Source organism: Streptomyces xingningensis, from assembly GCF_054957865.1.
This window is the reverse complement of the sequence record NZ_JBDJPF010000026.1, coordinates 18647-32525: the sequence shown is the minus strand read 5'-3', so window position 1 is coordinate 32525 and position 13879 is coordinate 18647. Positions and strand designations below refer to the sequence as shown.

Here is a 13879-nt window from a genome sequence, read left to right as displayed (position 1 = left end):
CCGGCGCAGCGGCAGGATGCCACCGTGACCGACCTCCTCGACCTGGCCCCCGTCATCCCCGTCGTGGTCCTGCACGACGCCGCCGACGCGGTGCCGCTTGCCCGGGCGCTGGTCGAGGGCGGGCTGCCCGCCATCGAGATCACCCTGCGGACACAGGGCGCGCTGGAGGCAATTGCGGCCATCGCGGCGGAGGTTCCGGAGGCCGTCGTCGGGGCGGGTACGGTGTTGCGGCCCGCGCAGGCGGAGGCGGCGGTGGAGGCCGGGGCGCGGTTCCTGGTCAGCCCGGGGTGGACGGAGCGGCTGCTGGATGCGATGCGGGGGGCGGGAGTGCCGTATCTGCCGGGGGTCTCGACGGCGTCCGAGGTGCTGGCGCTGATGGAGCGCGGGGTGCGGGAGATGAAGTTCTTCCCGGCGGAGGCGGCCGGGGGGGCGCCCTATCTCAGGTCCCTTGCCGCGCCGCTGCCGACGGCCCGTTTCTGTCCCACGGGTGGGATCGGGGTGGACTCCGCGCAGGCCTATCTGGCGCTGCCGAACGTCGGCTGTGTCGGCGGCACATGGATGCTGCCACCGGATGCGGTGCGGTGCCGGGACTGGGGGCGGGTGGCGGAACTGGCCCGCGAGGCCGCCGAGTTGTAGGCGGCGGGCAGGCGGCGGGGACGTTCCGGGCCCGGTGAGCGACTCCTTCCGGTGAACGCGCGGGCGCCCGGATGACGGACGGACCCGATCACAGGCGCGGTCGGCGATAGCCTGCTCCCGTCATGAACGAATTCGCCGACGAAGCCCGCTCACGAGTCGCACACCTGCTCAGGATGGCCAACACCACGGACGATCAGGTGAGAGCCCGGCTCATCGAGTACGCGGACACCACCCCGGAGCCGCCGATCATGGACCGGGCCGGGATCGTCACCACGGGTTGCCCGCGGTGCCGCAGAACCGCCTGGCGGCAGGAGGACACCGAGGGCCCGGTGTGGGTCTGTGCTTCGTGCGGGCATGTGGAAGGGGTGACGGTGGAGTGCCCCCGCTGCGAGACCGCGATGGAGCCGCCGGCGCCGGGGGCTCCCGACCGGTGGCAGTGTCCCAGTTGCCCCCGGGTCGCGGCGACCGGTGAGAGTCCGCAGGACATCGAGAACCGGGAGCAGCGGCGGCTGCGGGCCGTCGCCCTGCTGGGCAAGGCGATGGCGGCCCGCCGGGCCACCGAGTGAGCCGGGCCCGAGCGGTCGCGTGGGCGCGACCGGCCACGGACGGCCCGCAGCCGCATGACCACGCTTCCAGTGGAGCGCTACCGCAGGTGCGAGGTGTCGTTCAGCAGCCGCAGCGAGGCATTGCCGTCCCCGTAATACGCCACCGCCGACACCGAGGCCGCCGCCAGTTCCATCCGGAACAGCGCCTCGGGGGGCGCGCCCAGGGCCAGCCGGACCAGGGTCTTGATCGGGGTCACATGGCTCACCAGCAACACCGTGCGCCCCACATGGCGGGCGAGGAGCTTGTCCCGCGAGAGGGCCACCCGGCGGGCGACCGCCGCGAAGCTCTCGCCGCCGCCGGTGGGGGCGGCCTTGGTGGAGCCCAGCCAGGCGTCGAGGTCCTCGGGGTGGCGCTCGCGGACCTCGGCGAAGGTCAGCCCCTCCCAGGCGCCGAAGTCGGTCTCGCGCAGGCCCTCTTCGACCCGGACCTCGAGCCCGAGCCGCGCGGCGACCGTCTCGGCCGTCTCCCGGCAGCGCCGCAGCGGTGAGCTGACGACGGCCTGGATGGTGCCGCGTGCGGCGAGCGCGGTGGCGACCGCCTCCGCCTGCCGGCGGCCGGCGGGCGAGAGTTCATGGTCGTCGCCGCCGCTGCCGGAGAATCGCTTCTCCGGGGTGAGCGCGGTCTCGCCGTGGCGCAGCAGGACGAAGGTGGTGGGGGTGCCGAGGTCGGCGGGGGCGGCCCAGCCGATGGGAGTGTTCCGCCCGACTGCGGCTTCTTCCGGCGTCTCCGCCCTGGGCTGGGGCACGGCGGAGCGTGTCGGCTCCCACTGCTTGCCCTTTTTGCCCGCGTCCATGGCCTCGTTGGCGAGCCGGTCCGCGTGCTTGTTCTTCTCTCGCGGGATCCACTGGTAGCTGACCTGGTTCGCCGGGAAGACCGCCTGGGCGCGGGCGGCCAGCGGCTTCATGTCCGGGTGCTTGATCTTCCAGCGGCCGGACATCTGCTCCACGACGAGCTTGGAGTCCATCCGGACCTGGATGACGGCGTCCGGGTCGATGGCCTTGGCGGCCTCGAGTCCGGCGATGAGGCCCTTGTACTCGGCGACGTTGTTGGTGGCGGTGCCGATGTATTCGGCGGCCTCGGCGAGGGCCTCGCCGGTCACGGCGTCCAGGACGACCGCGCCATAGCCGGCGGGGCCCGGGTTGCCCCGGGAGCCGCCGTCGGCCTCGACGACAAAGCGGTTGGCCATGGGGCTTACAGGCCCGACTCGGGCGTACGGACCAGGATGCGGCGGCAGTTCTCGCACCGTACGACCTGGTCGGCGGCGGCCGCGCGGACCTCGTTGACCTCGGTGATGTTCAGCTCCAGGCGGCAGCCCTCGCAGCGGCGCTGGTAGAGGCGGGCCGCGCCGACGCCGCCCTCCTTGACGCGCAGCTTGTCGTAGAGCGCCAGCAGGTCGGCGGGGAGGGAACCGGCGACGATCTCGCGCTCCTTGGCGACGCCGGCGATGTCGGCGTCGATCTCCGCGACCGCCTCGTCGCGGCGGGCGGTGACGGCGTCGACCTTGGCCTGGACGGCCCCGACCCGCTCGGTCAGCTCGACGACCCGCTCCTGGGCGGCCTCCCGGCGCTCCATGATCTCCAGGACGACGTCCTCGAGGTCGCCCTGGCGCTTGGCGAGGGAGGCCACCTCGTGCTGGAGGTTCTCCAGGTCCTTGGGCGACATTCCGGCGCCGGAGTCGAGGCGCTGCTGGTCGCGGGCGGCGCGCTGGCGTACCTGGTCGACGTCCTGCTCGGCCTTGGTCTGCTCGCGGGCGGTGTCGCTCTCCTCGGTCTGCGCGGCGACCAGCAGGTCGCGGTGCTGGGTGAGGTCGCCCTCGAGGGAGGTGAGCTCGGCGTGCTCGGGCAGGTTCTTGCGTCTGTGGGCGAGCTGGCCGAGGCGGGTGTCGAGCGCCTGGAGGTCGAGGAGGCGGATCTGGTCGGCGGGCGCGGCGTTCAGTTGGGGGCTCCTATGTGGCTGTTCAGCGGTGATGGGAGGACGACGCCGCGTGGGCGGTCCAAGGGTCGGTCACGATACGGGAGACATGGGTGCGCAGATCCCAGCCGTGCCGGTCGGAGATCTCGTCGAGCTGGGCGGCGGCCTGCTCGGTCCAGGGCCACTCGGTGGCCCAGTGCGCGGCGTCGACCAGGGCGAGCGGGCTGTGCTGCTGGGCCTCGGAGGCGGGGTGGTGGCGCAGGTCGGCGGTGAGGTAGGCGTCCACGCCCGCCGCCCGTACCTCGTCGAAGAGGGAGTCGCCGGAGCCGCCGCAGACCGCGATGGTGCGCAGGGTGTGCTGGGGGTCGCCCGCGGCCCGGATGCCCTGGGCGGTGGCGGGCAGCCGCTTGGCGGCGCGCTCGGCGAACTCGGCGAGCGTCAGCGGCGGATCGAGCTCGCAGATCCGGCCGAGCCCGCGGCGGCCCGCCGGGTCGGTGGCGTCGGGCACCAGCGGGCCGGTGACGCGCAGGTCGAGGGCGCCGGCCAGGGCGTCGGAGACACCGGGGTCGGCGCGGTCGGCGTTGGTGTGCGCGACATGCAGGGCGATGTCGTTCTTGATCAGGGTGTGCACGGCACGGCCCTTGAAGGTGGCGGCCGAGACCGTGGTGGTGCCGCGCAGATAGAGCGGGTGGTGGGTGACCAGCAGGTCGGCGCCGAGCCGTACGGCCTCGTCGACGACCTCCTGGACGGGGTCCACGGCGAACAGGACCCGGCCGACAGGGCTGTCGGGTTCGCCGCAGACGGTGCCGACGGCGTCCCACTGTTCGGCCCGCTCCGGGGGCCACAGGGCGTCGAGCGCGGCGATGACTTCAGACAGTACGGGCACGGGGAAAGGCTACCTTCCACCCGCGTCCGCAGGGCCATGGATCAGTCACCTCCAGCCAGGAGCAGACTTGCCTCTATTTCTCAGGCGAATCGGATAATTCCCACCCTTACGCATGAAGCGCCTTCCCTCGGAGGGTTAAGCGCGGAGGGCGAAAACTACGTTCAGTGCCGGAGGTGACGTTTCTCATGACGGTCTGTGCCCCCCAGAGCACCCCCGAGAGCACTCCCCAGAGTGCCCCTATGAAAAGCAGCGCACCGATGGACATGAGACGCCCGGCGTTCACGGTCACCGTGGACGGTTCGTACGCCGCGTGGCTGGCCCTCAGCCGGGCGACCGGCGGCTGGTTCCCGGAGCGGTGGACGCTCGACGGCCCCGAGCCCTATGCGGTGCCGCTGCCCGGCGTCCAGCCCGAGGAGCCGGACAGCGAGGTGCTGCCGCTGGCGGACGGCAGGGTGCTGATCCGGCGCCGGGTCGCCGAGCGGTATGCGCTGTCGCTGCTGTATCCGACCGGACCCGGCACCGGCGAGCTGCCGTTGGGGGCGATCGAGTGCCCCCGGCTGTCGCTGCTGCCGCCCGCGCCCAACGGCTCGTCCGCGTACGCCCTGGTGCACGGCGACCGGTCGACCACCCTATGGCTGGTGCACGGCGGCTCCTCGGGGCCGGAGCTGCTGGCGAAGGTGGAGGGCCGTTGCGCGGGCGGCGCCTGGCTGGACCGTTCGGGCCGGCTGCTCGCCCTGGACCGTGAGCTGGAGGGGCTCACCAAGGCCGTCGTCATCGACCTGGGGCGCGGCGGGGAGACCAGCCCGTTGCTGCAGATCACCGAGCGGAGCAACGACCGGCTGGTGCTGGCCGATCCGGACAGCGGTCTGCTGCTGGTGCGGTCCGACGCCCCCGGCCACGACCGGCTGGGGTGGGGGGTGCTGGGCTCCGCGCGCCCGGTGCGCTTTCCCGAGTGCCTGCGGTCGGCCGGGGCGGCGGTGACGCCGTTCGCCACCCAGCCGGGGCAGCCGCTGACGCCCGAGGCCTGCTCGGTGGCCTTCCGGATCGATCGGGACACCGGCAGCTGGGTGGGCGTGTGGCGGCCCGCCGCACGGCGGTTGCGGCAGTTCCCGGGCCCGGCCGGGTGGGTGGCGGGCGCCGGGCTGTGGACGGCCGGCGGAGAGCTGCGGCTGCCGTATGTGACCCCGCAGGTGCGGTGCGGGCTGGCCCGGCTGCGGCTGCCGGAGGAGGACGAGCAGCCGCGGGACCCCGACGACACGGACGAGCCGGCCGCGCCCCGGCCCGTACCGCTGCAGCAGGCACCGCACGCCCGGACCGGGCCGGGCGGAGGCAGAGGTATGTGACACATCGTGCCGGTCCGGGGTGGCTGGGCCGATCAAGGTCCCGTTAGGATTGGTCCGGGGGTTGCGCAGCGGTACCGGAACGGTCGTGCGCGGAAAGCGTGTTGACTTGCATCGCACGGTGTGCGCCCTCGCGTACAGCACGGATCCATACCCACGGAGTGACCTTCCTCATGTCCGAAGCCCGAATCGACACGACCGAGGCGAGCCCCATCGAGGCATCCGCCCAGGCCGCAGCCGCCGGCTCCGGCAAGCACCGCGGCCCGGAGTCCCAGGAGAACGACCACACCTCGTCGCACGGCAAGCACCGTCGCGCGGGCGAGGCGAGCTAAGCGGTCTCGGGGCGAAGCCCCAGGAGTTCGGCCGCCGCGAACGTCTCATACGGCGGCCGCCCCGCGAAATACCGTGTGAGCGAGTCGAGTTCGCCGACCGTGAACTCGGCCGCCACCCGGGGCCGGGCCATCACCGCCACCATCCCTCCGTGCACCACGAAGACCTGTCCGCTCACCCCGGCGGCGGCCGGTGACGCAAGATGGGCGACCAGCGGCGAGACATGCTCCGGCGCCAGCGGGTCGGGCTGCCCCGGCGGAGGTGTGTCGGTGAAGACGTCCGAGGTCATCCGGGTTCGGGCGCGGGGGCAGATGGCGTTCACCGTGACGCCGTACTTGCGCAGCGCCTCCGCCGTGGAGGTGGTCAGCCCGACGATCCCGCCCTTCGCCGCCGCGTAGTTGGGCTGCCCGGCCGACCCGGCGAGGAACGCCTCGGAGGAGGTGTTGACGATCCGCCCGTACACCGGCTCGCCCGTCGCCTTGGCCCGTTCCCGCCAGTGGGCGGAGGCGAAGCGGATCGTGTTGAAGTGGCCCTTCAGATGGACGCGGATCACCGAGTCCCATTCGTCCTCGGTCATGGCGAAGACCATCCGGTCGCGCAGGATGCCCGCGTTGTTGACCAGGATGTCCAGCGAGCCATAGGTGTCCAGGGCCAGCCGCACCAGCTCCCGGGCCTGCTCGAAGTCGGCCACATCACCGCCGTGGGCGGTGGCCCGGCCGCCCGCCGCCCGGATCTCGGCGGCCACCGCCTCGGCGGGCCCCGCGGATGCCTCGCCGGAGCCGTCCCGGCCGGGCCGGCCGTGGTCGTTGACCACCACAAAGGCGCCCAGCCGGGCCAGCTCGAGGGCCTCGGCCCGGCCGAGGCCGCGCCCGGCGCCGGTGACGATCGCCGTTCTGCCGTGCAGGGCCGGCTGCGGGACCGGTTGCGGGACCGGTTGCGGGACCGGTTGTGAAGTCGGCCGTGAAGTCTGCTGTGGAGTCGGTTGTGAAGTCGGTTGTGAAGTCACTGCCCGCCCCCGTCAGATCTCTATGCAGGTGCGCAGCGCCTGGCCCGAACGCATCTGGTCGATGGCGTCGTTGATCCCGGCGAGCGGGACCCGGTGGGTGATCATGCCCTCGAGGTCGACGCGGCCCGCCCGCCACAGGGCGATGGCCCGTTCATAGGAACGCAGCACATCGCCGCCGCCGTAGAGCGAGGGCAGGATCTTCTTCTCGTTGAAGAACAGCTCGAACATATTGAGCTGGAGGGAATCGTCCATGGCGCCCGCCCCGACCACACACAGGGTGCCGCCGCGCCGGGTCATGTCATAGGCGGTGCGCGCGGTGGCGGAGGTGCCGACGACCTCGAAGACATAGTCGAAGCCCTCGCCGCCGGTGACCCGGGTCCTGGCGTCGTTCAGGGCGCCGGGGTGCACCGCCTCGGTGGCGCCGAACCGCAGCGCCGCCTCGCGGCGGGAGGCGACCGGGTCGACGGCGACGATCTGTGCCGCGCCCGCCACCCGGGCGCCCTGGACGGTGGCGATGCCGACCCCGCCGCAGCCGATGACGGCCACCGAGGAACCGGCCGTCACCCGGGCGGTGTTGAGCGCGGCACCGAGCCCGGTGGTCACCCCGCAGCCGATCAGCGCGGCGACCTCGAACGGCACATCGTCCGGGATGGGCACCGCGCAGCCCGCCCCGACCACGGTCTGCTCGGTGAAGGTGCCGGTGCCCGCGAAGCTGAAGACATCGCCGCCGGGTCGTTTGAAGTTGGGGGTGGACACGCTCAGGAAGCCGGACAGGCACAGCTGGGTCTCCCCGCGTCTGCACGACGGGCAGCTGCCGCAGGCGGGCAGCCAGCAGACCAGCACCCGGTCCCCCGCCCTGAGCCCGTCGACCCCGTCGCCGACCTCCAGCACCTCGCCCGCCCCCTCGTGCCCGGGGATGAAGGGCGCGGGCTGCGGCAGCACACCGGACATCGCGGACAGATCGGAGTGGCACAGCCCGGCGGCCCTCATCCGCACCCTGACCTTGCCGGGGCCGAAGCCCACCGGCTCGATGTCGTCGAGGACTTCGAGCGTCTCCTGGCCCTTCTCGTGCTGTACGGCGGCACGCATGGCGCGACTCCCTTCGTACGGCTGTCGGTTGAGCGTCAGGGCGTTACTGGCCGGCTCGACGACCGTGTCCGCGAGCACGGGCGCGTCCTCGCGCTCCACGACCGTCGCGGACACCTGGACCCGGTCGCCGCCCAGGCGCCACATCCGCACCCGCAGGGTCTCGCCGGGGAAGACCACGCCCGCGAAGCGGGTGGTGTACGAGCGGACCCGGGCGGCCTCGCCGCCGAGCGCGGTGTCCACCACGGCCTTGAGGACCATGCCATAGGAGCACAAACCATGCAGGATCGGCCGGTCGAAGCCGGCCCGCGCGGCGAATTCGGGGTCGGCATGCAGGGGGTTCCAGTCGCCGGAGAGCCGGTAGAGCAGGGCCTGGTCCTCGCGGATCGCCCGCTCCACGGTCATATCGGGCGCACGCCGGGGCAGTTCGAGACGGCTGGAGGCGCCGCGCTCTCCGCCGAAGCCGCCCTCGCCCCGGATGTAGATCTCGGCCTCGCTGCTCCACAGTGGCCCGTCGGCGTCGGCGACCTCGGTGTGCAGCACCAGGACGGCCGCCTTGCCCTTGTCGTACACGGCGGCGATGCGGGATGTCTGGGTGGCGCCGTCGGCGCCGGCCGGGATGGGCCGGTGCAGGGCGATGCGGTGCCCGCCGTGCAGCACGGCGGCGAGGTCGACCTCGATGCCGGGCGCCGAGAGCCCCCCGGCCAGGGCCATGCCTCCCCCGGCGACGGTAGCGAAGGAGGGCAGCACCTGGAGCCTGCTCTCCAGGGTGTAGCGGAGCTCGGCGGGATCGGTGGCCGGGCAGCCCGCGCCGATGCCCAGGTGGTAGAGCTGGACGTCCTTGTGGCCCCAGGAGAGCGGGGTCACCCGTGGCTCGGCGGCGATGGCCTTGGCGGCGTCGATGGGCATGGAGGTCCAGCTCCTTCACGGGTTCCGACCGACGATCCGGCTGACTGGAACACGTTCCATAGTGGAACACGTTCTATGCGGAGCGGATCCCTGTATAGCCGGTTCCGGATGACGGGGGAAGACATCGGGGGGACAAAAGTCACAGGTCGCCGGGGACTTTTGTGTCTGCCCAGGTCAGGGCGGCATTTCATAGAGTGCGCGGTATGCAGCGCATATCGGGGGACCTGGCGAAGGACATCCAGCGGGTGAAGGTGCCCAGCAGGTGGGCCGTCCTGCCGTGGATGTTCGCCAACACCCGGGACATCATCCAGGTCCTCACCGGCCGGCTGCCCCTGCCCTGGCTCGGCGGCGCGGGCCTCCTCGTCTTCACCGCGCTCTACGCCACCACGATCTTCAGCGCCCTCGACAAGCGCCGCCGCTCGACGCGCACCCCCGTGTTCGCGCTGGCCGGGCTGGCCGCCGTCACCTATGCGCTCACCATCGGTTACCCGAACCACTGGGAGATGTGTTTCCCCCTGCTCTCCTTCGCCGCCGGGATCGCGCTGCGCGGCAACGGCCGGCGGCTGGCGGCCGTGATGGGCCTGATCGGCACCTCGGCCGGGGCCATCGCGGGTCTGCGCACCGGCGACCAGGGCACGGCGGGCGTTCTCGTCATCGGCTGGGGCACCGGCGCCGCGGGCCTGGTCGCCGCCGCCCTGCTCAACCTCTTCGAGGCCGTGGACACCCTGCGCCGCACCCGCGAGGAGCTCGCCCACGCCGCCGTGGAGCGCGAGCGCCTGCGCTTCTCCCGCGATCTGCACGACCTGCTCGGCCACACCATGTCGGTGATCGTGGTCAAGGCCGAGGCGGTACGCCGGCTGGGGCCGCGCAACCTGGAGGCCGCGCTGGGCCACGCCGCCGACATCGAGGCGGTGGGCCGCCAGGCGCTGACCGAGATCCGGGAGGCCGTCACCGGCTACCGCGAGGGCAGCCTCAGCACCGAACTCGACAACGCCCGTTCCCTCCTGGATGCCTCCGGCATCACCCCCGAGATCCGTCAGTCGGGACCGCCGCTGCCGCCGCAGACCGGCGCCCTGCTGGGCTGGGTGGTGCGCGAGGGCGTCACCAATGTGGTACGACACAGCGGCGCGTCCCGCTGTGCGATAGAGGTACGCGGCGAACCCGACCGCGTCCACCTGGAGATCACCGACGATGGCTGCGGCGTGGGCTCGGCGAAGCCGGGGACGGAACCGGGTAGGGGCGGCAACGGCCTCAAGGGGCTCACCGAGCGACTGGCGGCCGCGAGCGGCTCGCTGACCTCCGGGCCCGCCGGGCGGCGCGGCTTCCGGCTGGTGGCGGAACTTCCGGTGGACGACGAGGAGAAGGCGGTCGCGTGAGATCCCCCGCGACCCCGGGTACTCGGGCGCGGACTCCACTCTCAACTCTCCCTGTTTTCCGGATAATTGCACCCCCTCGGTTCCATGACCCCGTGCCCGTCCCTTGCTGGGCGGGAGCGGGGCCTTTCGCGTGTCCGGCGCCTCTGGCCAGGCGTACGCTGCGGGTACTAGCCCTACTTGTCAAGGGAGCGTGCACCATGGCTGATTTGCCCGTAGAGCTGACGACTGGTGAGCGTGTCCGCATCCTTCGGGAACGCCGAGGGATGACGCGGGCCGTGCTCGCCGGTCTGGTCGGTAGGTCGTCCGATTGGTTGAAAAAGATCGAGAACGGTGAGCGGGAACTGAGGTCGATCACCCACCTTGTGCGACTGGCTCGTGCCCTGCACGTCTCCGACGTAGCCGTACTGACCGGGGATGAGCTGGCTATTCCGGCGGATGCCGTCGGCAAGCTGTCTCACGCTTCTGTTACGCCGATCAGGGCGGCTATGCATGGCGTCTCGTTCGTCGGCATGCCGACCGTGGGCCCTTGCTCCCCTGAAGCACTGAAAGGCCGCGTAGAGGGCGCGTGGCGGCTCTGGCATCGCAGCAGGCACCAGCGGACGGAGGTCGGGGCGCTGCTGCCTGACCTGATCCGAGACGCACACGCCTGCGTGAAGGCTCACCAGGGGGACGACCGGCGGGCCGCTCACGCTGCCACAGCAGACCTGTACCGCCTCGTTCAACGGCTACTTGCCCACATCTGCGAGCCAGAGCTCTACTGGCTCGCGCTGGACCGTGGACGGGCACACAGCGAGGAGTCCGACAACCCCGTCTCTCTCGCCCTAGCAGCATGGTCCACGGCGATCGGGCAGCGCGCGGCAGGTTTCGGGGAAGAGGCTGTACAGACCGACGAAGCAGGTATGGGCCTCCTGCGCGATCTGCTGGAGGATGGAGATCCTGAAGTCCTGGGCGTCTATGGGGCGTTGAACCTTCAAGCCGCTATTTCGTGTGGGCTCGACGGTCGTTCCGGCGACGCTGAATGGTATCTGACGGAGGCCGACCGTACGGCGTCCCGTCTTCCCGCTGGTTACACGCACACCCCGTCAGCGTTCGACGCGGCCAACGTCGCGATTCACAGCGTGAGCGTCGGCGTCGGGCTGCTGACGCCGGGTGAGGCCCTGAGGCGGGCCGAGGCCATCACGCCGGAGGCCGTCGGCTCCCTGGAACGGCGCTCCCGCCTACTGCTCGACATTGCGGCCGGACATCACCAGAAGCACGAGACGGCAGCAGGGGTGCACTACCTGTCAACGGCCCACAAGGTCAGTCCGGAAGCGGTGCGGTACGTCCCATTTGCGCGGGGCCTGGCTCGGGACCTGGCCAAGGCTGCGTCCGGCCCCCTGAAGGCTGATGCAGTCGCGCTTGTTGAGGCTGTGGGGGTGGCTGCTGCCTGACCCGTTCGAGTAGGGGGACGGTTTGGGTCCATCGCCAAATTCCCATCGCCATACCGTTCTTCGCGACCTATGCGAGAGGACGGCGAAGAACCATGGACGACGACTGGACCCCCACCACGGGCAAACACGCGGTGGACACAACGAACGGCAGGATCGGCGAGGTACGCAGACTCTTCGAACGGGCCGCGTACCTCGTACCGCCGGATGGTGATCGCGAATGGGCCGCGCCGCCCGGCGGGTTGCGCAGGCCGACCGACACGGAGCTGTCGCGGGCGCTGACGTGGTCCCTGCCGGTTGGGCAGCGCTCATGAGCCGGGCCCGCTCCGCTCCGCCTCACGCATACCCGGAACCCCCGGCGGATCTCCCCCTTCGCCTGGCCCTGGAGCCCACCCCCGTGGAGGGCTGCAAGGTGTGCACGCACGCCGTAGCGTGGCGCCACGCCTACCGCACGGGCAGAGGCACCCCGGACGGCTACGCGAACCAGTCAGCGGCGTCTGACTGCAACGTGGAGATCCGCAACCACCCGCACGAGCCGCGCAAGATGACGCTTCCGGTCAAACCTCCGGTGGTGGCGTCATGAAACGAAGCGTCATCCGCCCCGCCGTGAAGCACTCGATCAGCACCCACCCGCGCAGCGAGATCACCGTTACGGCGCACTGCATGAGCGGCGGGTGCGGGTGGGCGCTCGCCCCGACGGCAGATCTGGAGACGGCCGACGTGGCGATGATGTCGCACACGGGCCGTACGGGTCACCCGCTGTTCGGCCGGATGTTCGAGGACATGGCCCTCGTGCGCCGCCTGGAACTGAACGAGGGGAAGCGGGACACCCCGCCACTTCCGTCCGAGGAGCCGCAGCACGACCGCGCGGCCCACTGAGACACCCGCCCGGTTGTACGCCACAATTCCCGTGGAGGGGAGTCGGCTGACCGGGTGCACCACCGCACGACGGCGCGGAGGCGGACTCTGTGCCGACACAGCGAAGGAGGCACGACGACCGTGATCCTGCGGAACAACGATGGTGGTAAGGACAAACTGCCGGGCGAGCCCTACCCGGGCCCGCACCAGCCGCCCACCCCTGACGGAGGCCCCGGCGTTCCCAACCCGCCCAAGAAGGCCATCCGCCAGTGACCGCCAACGCACACCAGGAGCGCCCCAGCCGTACAGAGCTGGGGCGCCTCCTCATGTCCGATGGCACTCTGACGCCCGACTGGGCACCCGCGTTCGCCGCCGTGCCCCGCTCCGCGTTCCTGCCGGAACTCATGTGGCCATTCGACATGAGCAGCGCCAAGAGCGTCGCCGTCAGCAGGACAGGCGATCCGGAAGCCTGGCAGCGGTACGCGGAATCCGACGTACCCATCGTCACGCAGTGGGACGACGGCCAGCACACCGGCACCGAGCCGGGGCACGTGTCCACCTCGTCCGCGTCAATGCCGAGCGTGGTGTTCCGCATGCTCCGGGACCTGGACGTACGACCCGGACAACGGGTGTTGGAAGTGGGCACCGGCACCGGGTGGAACGCTGCGCTCCTGGCTCACCGTCTCGGCGCTCAGAACGTCGTCACGGTGGAAGTGGACGAAGCCGTAGTGGAGTTGGCGCGGGCGGTACTCGAACGGTTCGGGCTTCCCGCCCGGGTCGTCCACGGCGACGGGTTCCAGGGCTACCCCGAGGGGGCGCCGTACGACCGGATCATTGCCACCTGTGGGCTTCGGTCCATTCCGTTCGCATGGGTGCGGCAATGCTATCCCGGCGGGGTGATCGTGGCCCCGTGGGGGACGCACTACAGCAACGGTGACGCCGTGGCCCGTCTGGTCGTCGCCGACGACGGAGAGAGCGTGTCAGGCACGTTCACGGGGCCCGTGGAGTTTATGAAGCTTCGGGCACAGCGCCTTTCGCCCGTGGTCCACCGCGACTACGTCCCCGGCAGCGTCGCCGATGGCGACGAGTCGTCCACCACCGTCACGGAAACGGAATTCGTCGGCGAACAGTTCGCCCCCCAACGGTTCGCTCTGGGGCTCCGTATGCGGGACTGCGTGCACGTCGTTGCCGACAAGCGCGACGGCGCGCGGCCCGTCTGGTTCTACGAGCTGACGGACCGCTCATGGGCGTGCGTCCAGTTCCGGGACGGCGACAAGGCTCGTGTCTGGCAGTCCGGCCCCCGCCGGCTATGGGACGAGGCGGAGAGCGCCCATCGCTGGTGGCTGGGCCACGGCGAACCGGATCACTCCCGGTTCGGTCTCACCGTGACCGCCGAAGGCCACCGCGCATGGCTGGACGAGCCGGCCGAATCCTGGCCCGTGTGATCAACGTCCCGTCCTCGCAGCTCCGTGGGTGCGTGGACGGGGCTCTGCGCTGTCTACGCTGAG

Annotated in this window: 15 protein-coding genes and 1 pseudogene; 10 read left to right on the top strand and 6 right to left on the bottom strand. The window is 71.5% G+C overall.

Annotation, left to right across the window (positions count from 1 at the left end; all coding sequences use genetic code 11):
* Positions 1-24 precede the first annotated feature (24 nt).
* A complete protein-coding gene (eda, locus tag ABCR83_RS15720) occupies positions 25-636 on the top strand; it encodes a bifunctional 4-hydroxy-2-oxoglutarate aldolase/2-dehydro-3-deoxy-phosphogluconate aldolase (protein ID WP_462695623.1) in 612 nt (203 codons plus the stop codon).
* Positions 637-758: 122 nt separating this feature from the next.
* Positions 759-1202: a hypothetical protein gene (locus tag ABCR83_RS15715; RefSeq protein WP_462695622.1), complete on the top strand. Its 444-nt coding sequence runs from the start codon at positions 759-761 to the stop codon at positions 1200-1202.
* Positions 1203-1279: 77 nt separating this feature from the next.
* Here ABCR83_RS15715 and ABCR83_RS15710 read toward each other — a convergent pair whose 3' ends face one another.
* From ABCR83_RS15710 to ABCR83_RS15700, 3 genes are read right to left on the bottom strand one after another with little or no spacing between them, the layout of a single operon-like run.
* Positions 1280-2428 (bottom strand): bifunctional RNase H/acid phosphatase, encoded by a 1149-nt coding sequence (locus ABCR83_RS15710; RefSeq protein WP_462695621.1) that lies wholly within the window; start codon positions 2426-2428, stop codon positions 1280-1282.
* Positions 2429-2433: 5 nt separating this feature from the next.
* Positions 2434-3177 carry a zinc ribbon domain-containing protein gene (locus tag ABCR83_RS15705; protein ID WP_462695683.1) on the bottom strand — a complete coding sequence of 248 codons (744 nt, stop codon included), beginning with the start codon at positions 3175-3177 and terminating at the stop codon, positions 2434-2436.
* 22 nt (positions 3178-3199) lie between these two features.
* The gene (locus tag ABCR83_RS15700) at positions 3200-4039 is read right to left on the bottom strand and encodes a Nif3-like dinuclear metal center hexameric protein (RefSeq protein WP_462695620.1); all 840 of its coding nucleotides are present in this window, start codon (positions 4037-4039) and stop codon (positions 3200-3202) included.
* A gap of 239 nt (positions 4040-4278) precedes the next feature.
* Between ABCR83_RS15700 and ABCR83_RS15695 the strand changes: the two genes are divergently transcribed.
* Together ABCR83_RS15695 and ABCR83_RS15690 are read left to right on the top strand one after the other, a co-directional pair.
* Positions 4279-5382 carry a hypothetical protein gene (locus tag ABCR83_RS15695; protein ID WP_462695619.1) on the top strand — a complete coding sequence of 368 codons (1104 nt, stop codon included), beginning with the start codon at positions 4279-4281 and terminating at the stop codon, positions 5380-5382.
* A gap of 170 nt (positions 5383-5552) precedes the next feature.
* Complete coding sequence (locus ABCR83_RS15690) at positions 5553-5711, top strand: hypothetical protein (protein ID WP_462695618.1); 159 nt, start codon at positions 5553-5555, stop codon at positions 5709-5711.
* Here the strand turns inward: ABCR83_RS15690 and ABCR83_RS15685 are convergent.
* The 3 genes and pseudogenes from ABCR83_RS15685 to ABCR83_RS15675 form a co-directional block, all read right to left on the bottom strand.
* The gene (locus ABCR83_RS15685; protein ID WP_462695682.1) at positions 5708-6613 is read right to left on the bottom strand and encodes a 3-oxoacyl-ACP reductase; all 906 of its coding nucleotides are present in this window, start codon (positions 6611-6613) and stop codon (positions 5708-5710) included. The genes ABCR83_RS15690 and ABCR83_RS15685 overlap by 4 nt on opposite strands.
* Positions 6614-6727: 114 nt before the next feature.
* On the bottom strand, positions 6728-7804 hold the full coding sequence (locus tag ABCR83_RS15680; RefSeq protein ID WP_462695681.1) for a Zn-dependent alcohol dehydrogenase: 1077 nt from the start codon (positions 7802-7804) through the stop codon (positions 6728-6730).
* Between the two features lie 48 nt (positions 7805-7852).
* Positions 7853-8710, bottom strand: a pseudogene (locus ABCR83_RS15675) (MaoC/PaaZ C-terminal domain-containing protein); the annotation flags it as partial.
* Positions 8711-8913: 203 nt separating this feature from the next.
* On the opposite strand from ABCR83_RS15675, the gene ABCR83_RS15670 reads away from it, so the two are divergent.
* The 6 genes from ABCR83_RS15670 to ABCR83_RS15645 all read left to right on the top strand — a co-directional run bounded on the left by ABCR83_RS15670 (position 8914) and on the right by ABCR83_RS15645 (position 13816).
* Positions 8914-10086 carry a sensor histidine kinase gene (locus ABCR83_RS15670; RefSeq protein WP_462695617.1) on the top strand — a complete coding sequence of 391 codons (1173 nt, stop codon included), beginning with the start codon at positions 8914-8916 and terminating at the stop codon, positions 10084-10086.
* Between the two features lie 197 nt (positions 10087-10283).
* Positions 10284-11516, top strand: a complete 1233-nt coding sequence (locus ABCR83_RS15665) for a helix-turn-helix domain-containing protein (protein ID WP_462695616.1) — start codon at positions 10284-10286, stop codon at positions 11514-11516.
* 92 nt (positions 11517-11608) lie between these two features.
* Positions 11609-11827 (top strand): hypothetical protein, encoded by a 219-nt coding sequence (locus ABCR83_RS15660; protein ID WP_462695615.1) that lies wholly within the window; start codon positions 11609-11611, stop codon positions 11825-11827.
* 265 nt (positions 11828-12092) lie between these two features.
* Positions 12093-12392 (top strand): DUF7848 domain-containing protein, encoded by a 300-nt coding sequence (locus tag ABCR83_RS15655; protein WP_462695614.1) that lies wholly within the window; start codon positions 12093-12095, stop codon positions 12390-12392.
* 120 nt (positions 12393-12512) lie between these two features.
* Positions 12513-12644, top strand: a complete 132-nt coding sequence (locus tag ABCR83_RS15650; RefSeq protein ID WP_462695613.1) for a hypothetical protein — start codon at positions 12513-12515, stop codon at positions 12642-12644.
* Positions 12641-13816, top strand: coding sequence for a methyltransferase domain-containing protein (locus ABCR83_RS15645; RefSeq protein ID WP_462695611.1), 1176 nt, complete (start codon positions 12641-12643; stop codon positions 13814-13816). The genes ABCR83_RS15650 and ABCR83_RS15645 overlap by 4 nt, the downstream gene beginning before the upstream one ends.
* Positions 13817-13879 lie beyond the last annotated feature (63 nt).

Coding starts and splice junctions, on each gene's coding strand:
- ABCR83_RS15710 (WP_462695621.1), bottom strand. CDS start 2,428: ATGGCCAACCGCTTTGTCGTCGAGGCCGACGGCGGCTCCCGGGGCAAC.
- ABCR83_RS15660 (WP_462695615.1), top strand. CDS start 11,609: ATGGACGACGACTGGACCCCCACCACGGGCAAACACGCGGTGGACACA.
- ABCR83_RS15665 (WP_462695616.1), top strand. CDS start 10,284: ATGGCTGATTTGCCCGTAGAGCTGACGACTGGTGAGCGTGTCCGCATC.
- ABCR83_RS15715 (WP_462695622.1), top strand. CDS start 759: ATGAACGAATTCGCCGACGAAGCCCGCTCACGAGTCGCACACCTGCTC.
- ABCR83_RS15695 (WP_462695619.1), top strand. CDS start 4,279: ATGAAAAGCAGCGCACCGATGGACATGAGACGCCCGGCGTTCACGGTC.
- ABCR83_RS15655 (WP_462695614.1), top strand. CDS start 12,093: ATGAAACGAAGCGTCATCCGCCCCGCCGTGAAGCACTCGATCAGCACC.
- ABCR83_RS15680 (WP_462695681.1), bottom strand. CDS start 7,804: ATGCGTGCCGCCGTACAGCACGAGAAGGGCCAGGAGACGCTCGAAGTC.
- ABCR83_RS15690 (WP_462695618.1), top strand. CDS start 5,553: ATGTCCGAAGCCCGAATCGACACGACCGAGGCGAGCCCCATCGAGGCA.
- ABCR83_RS15670 (WP_462695617.1), top strand. CDS start 8,914: ATGCAGCGCATATCGGGGGACCTGGCGAAGGACATCCAGCGGGTGAAG.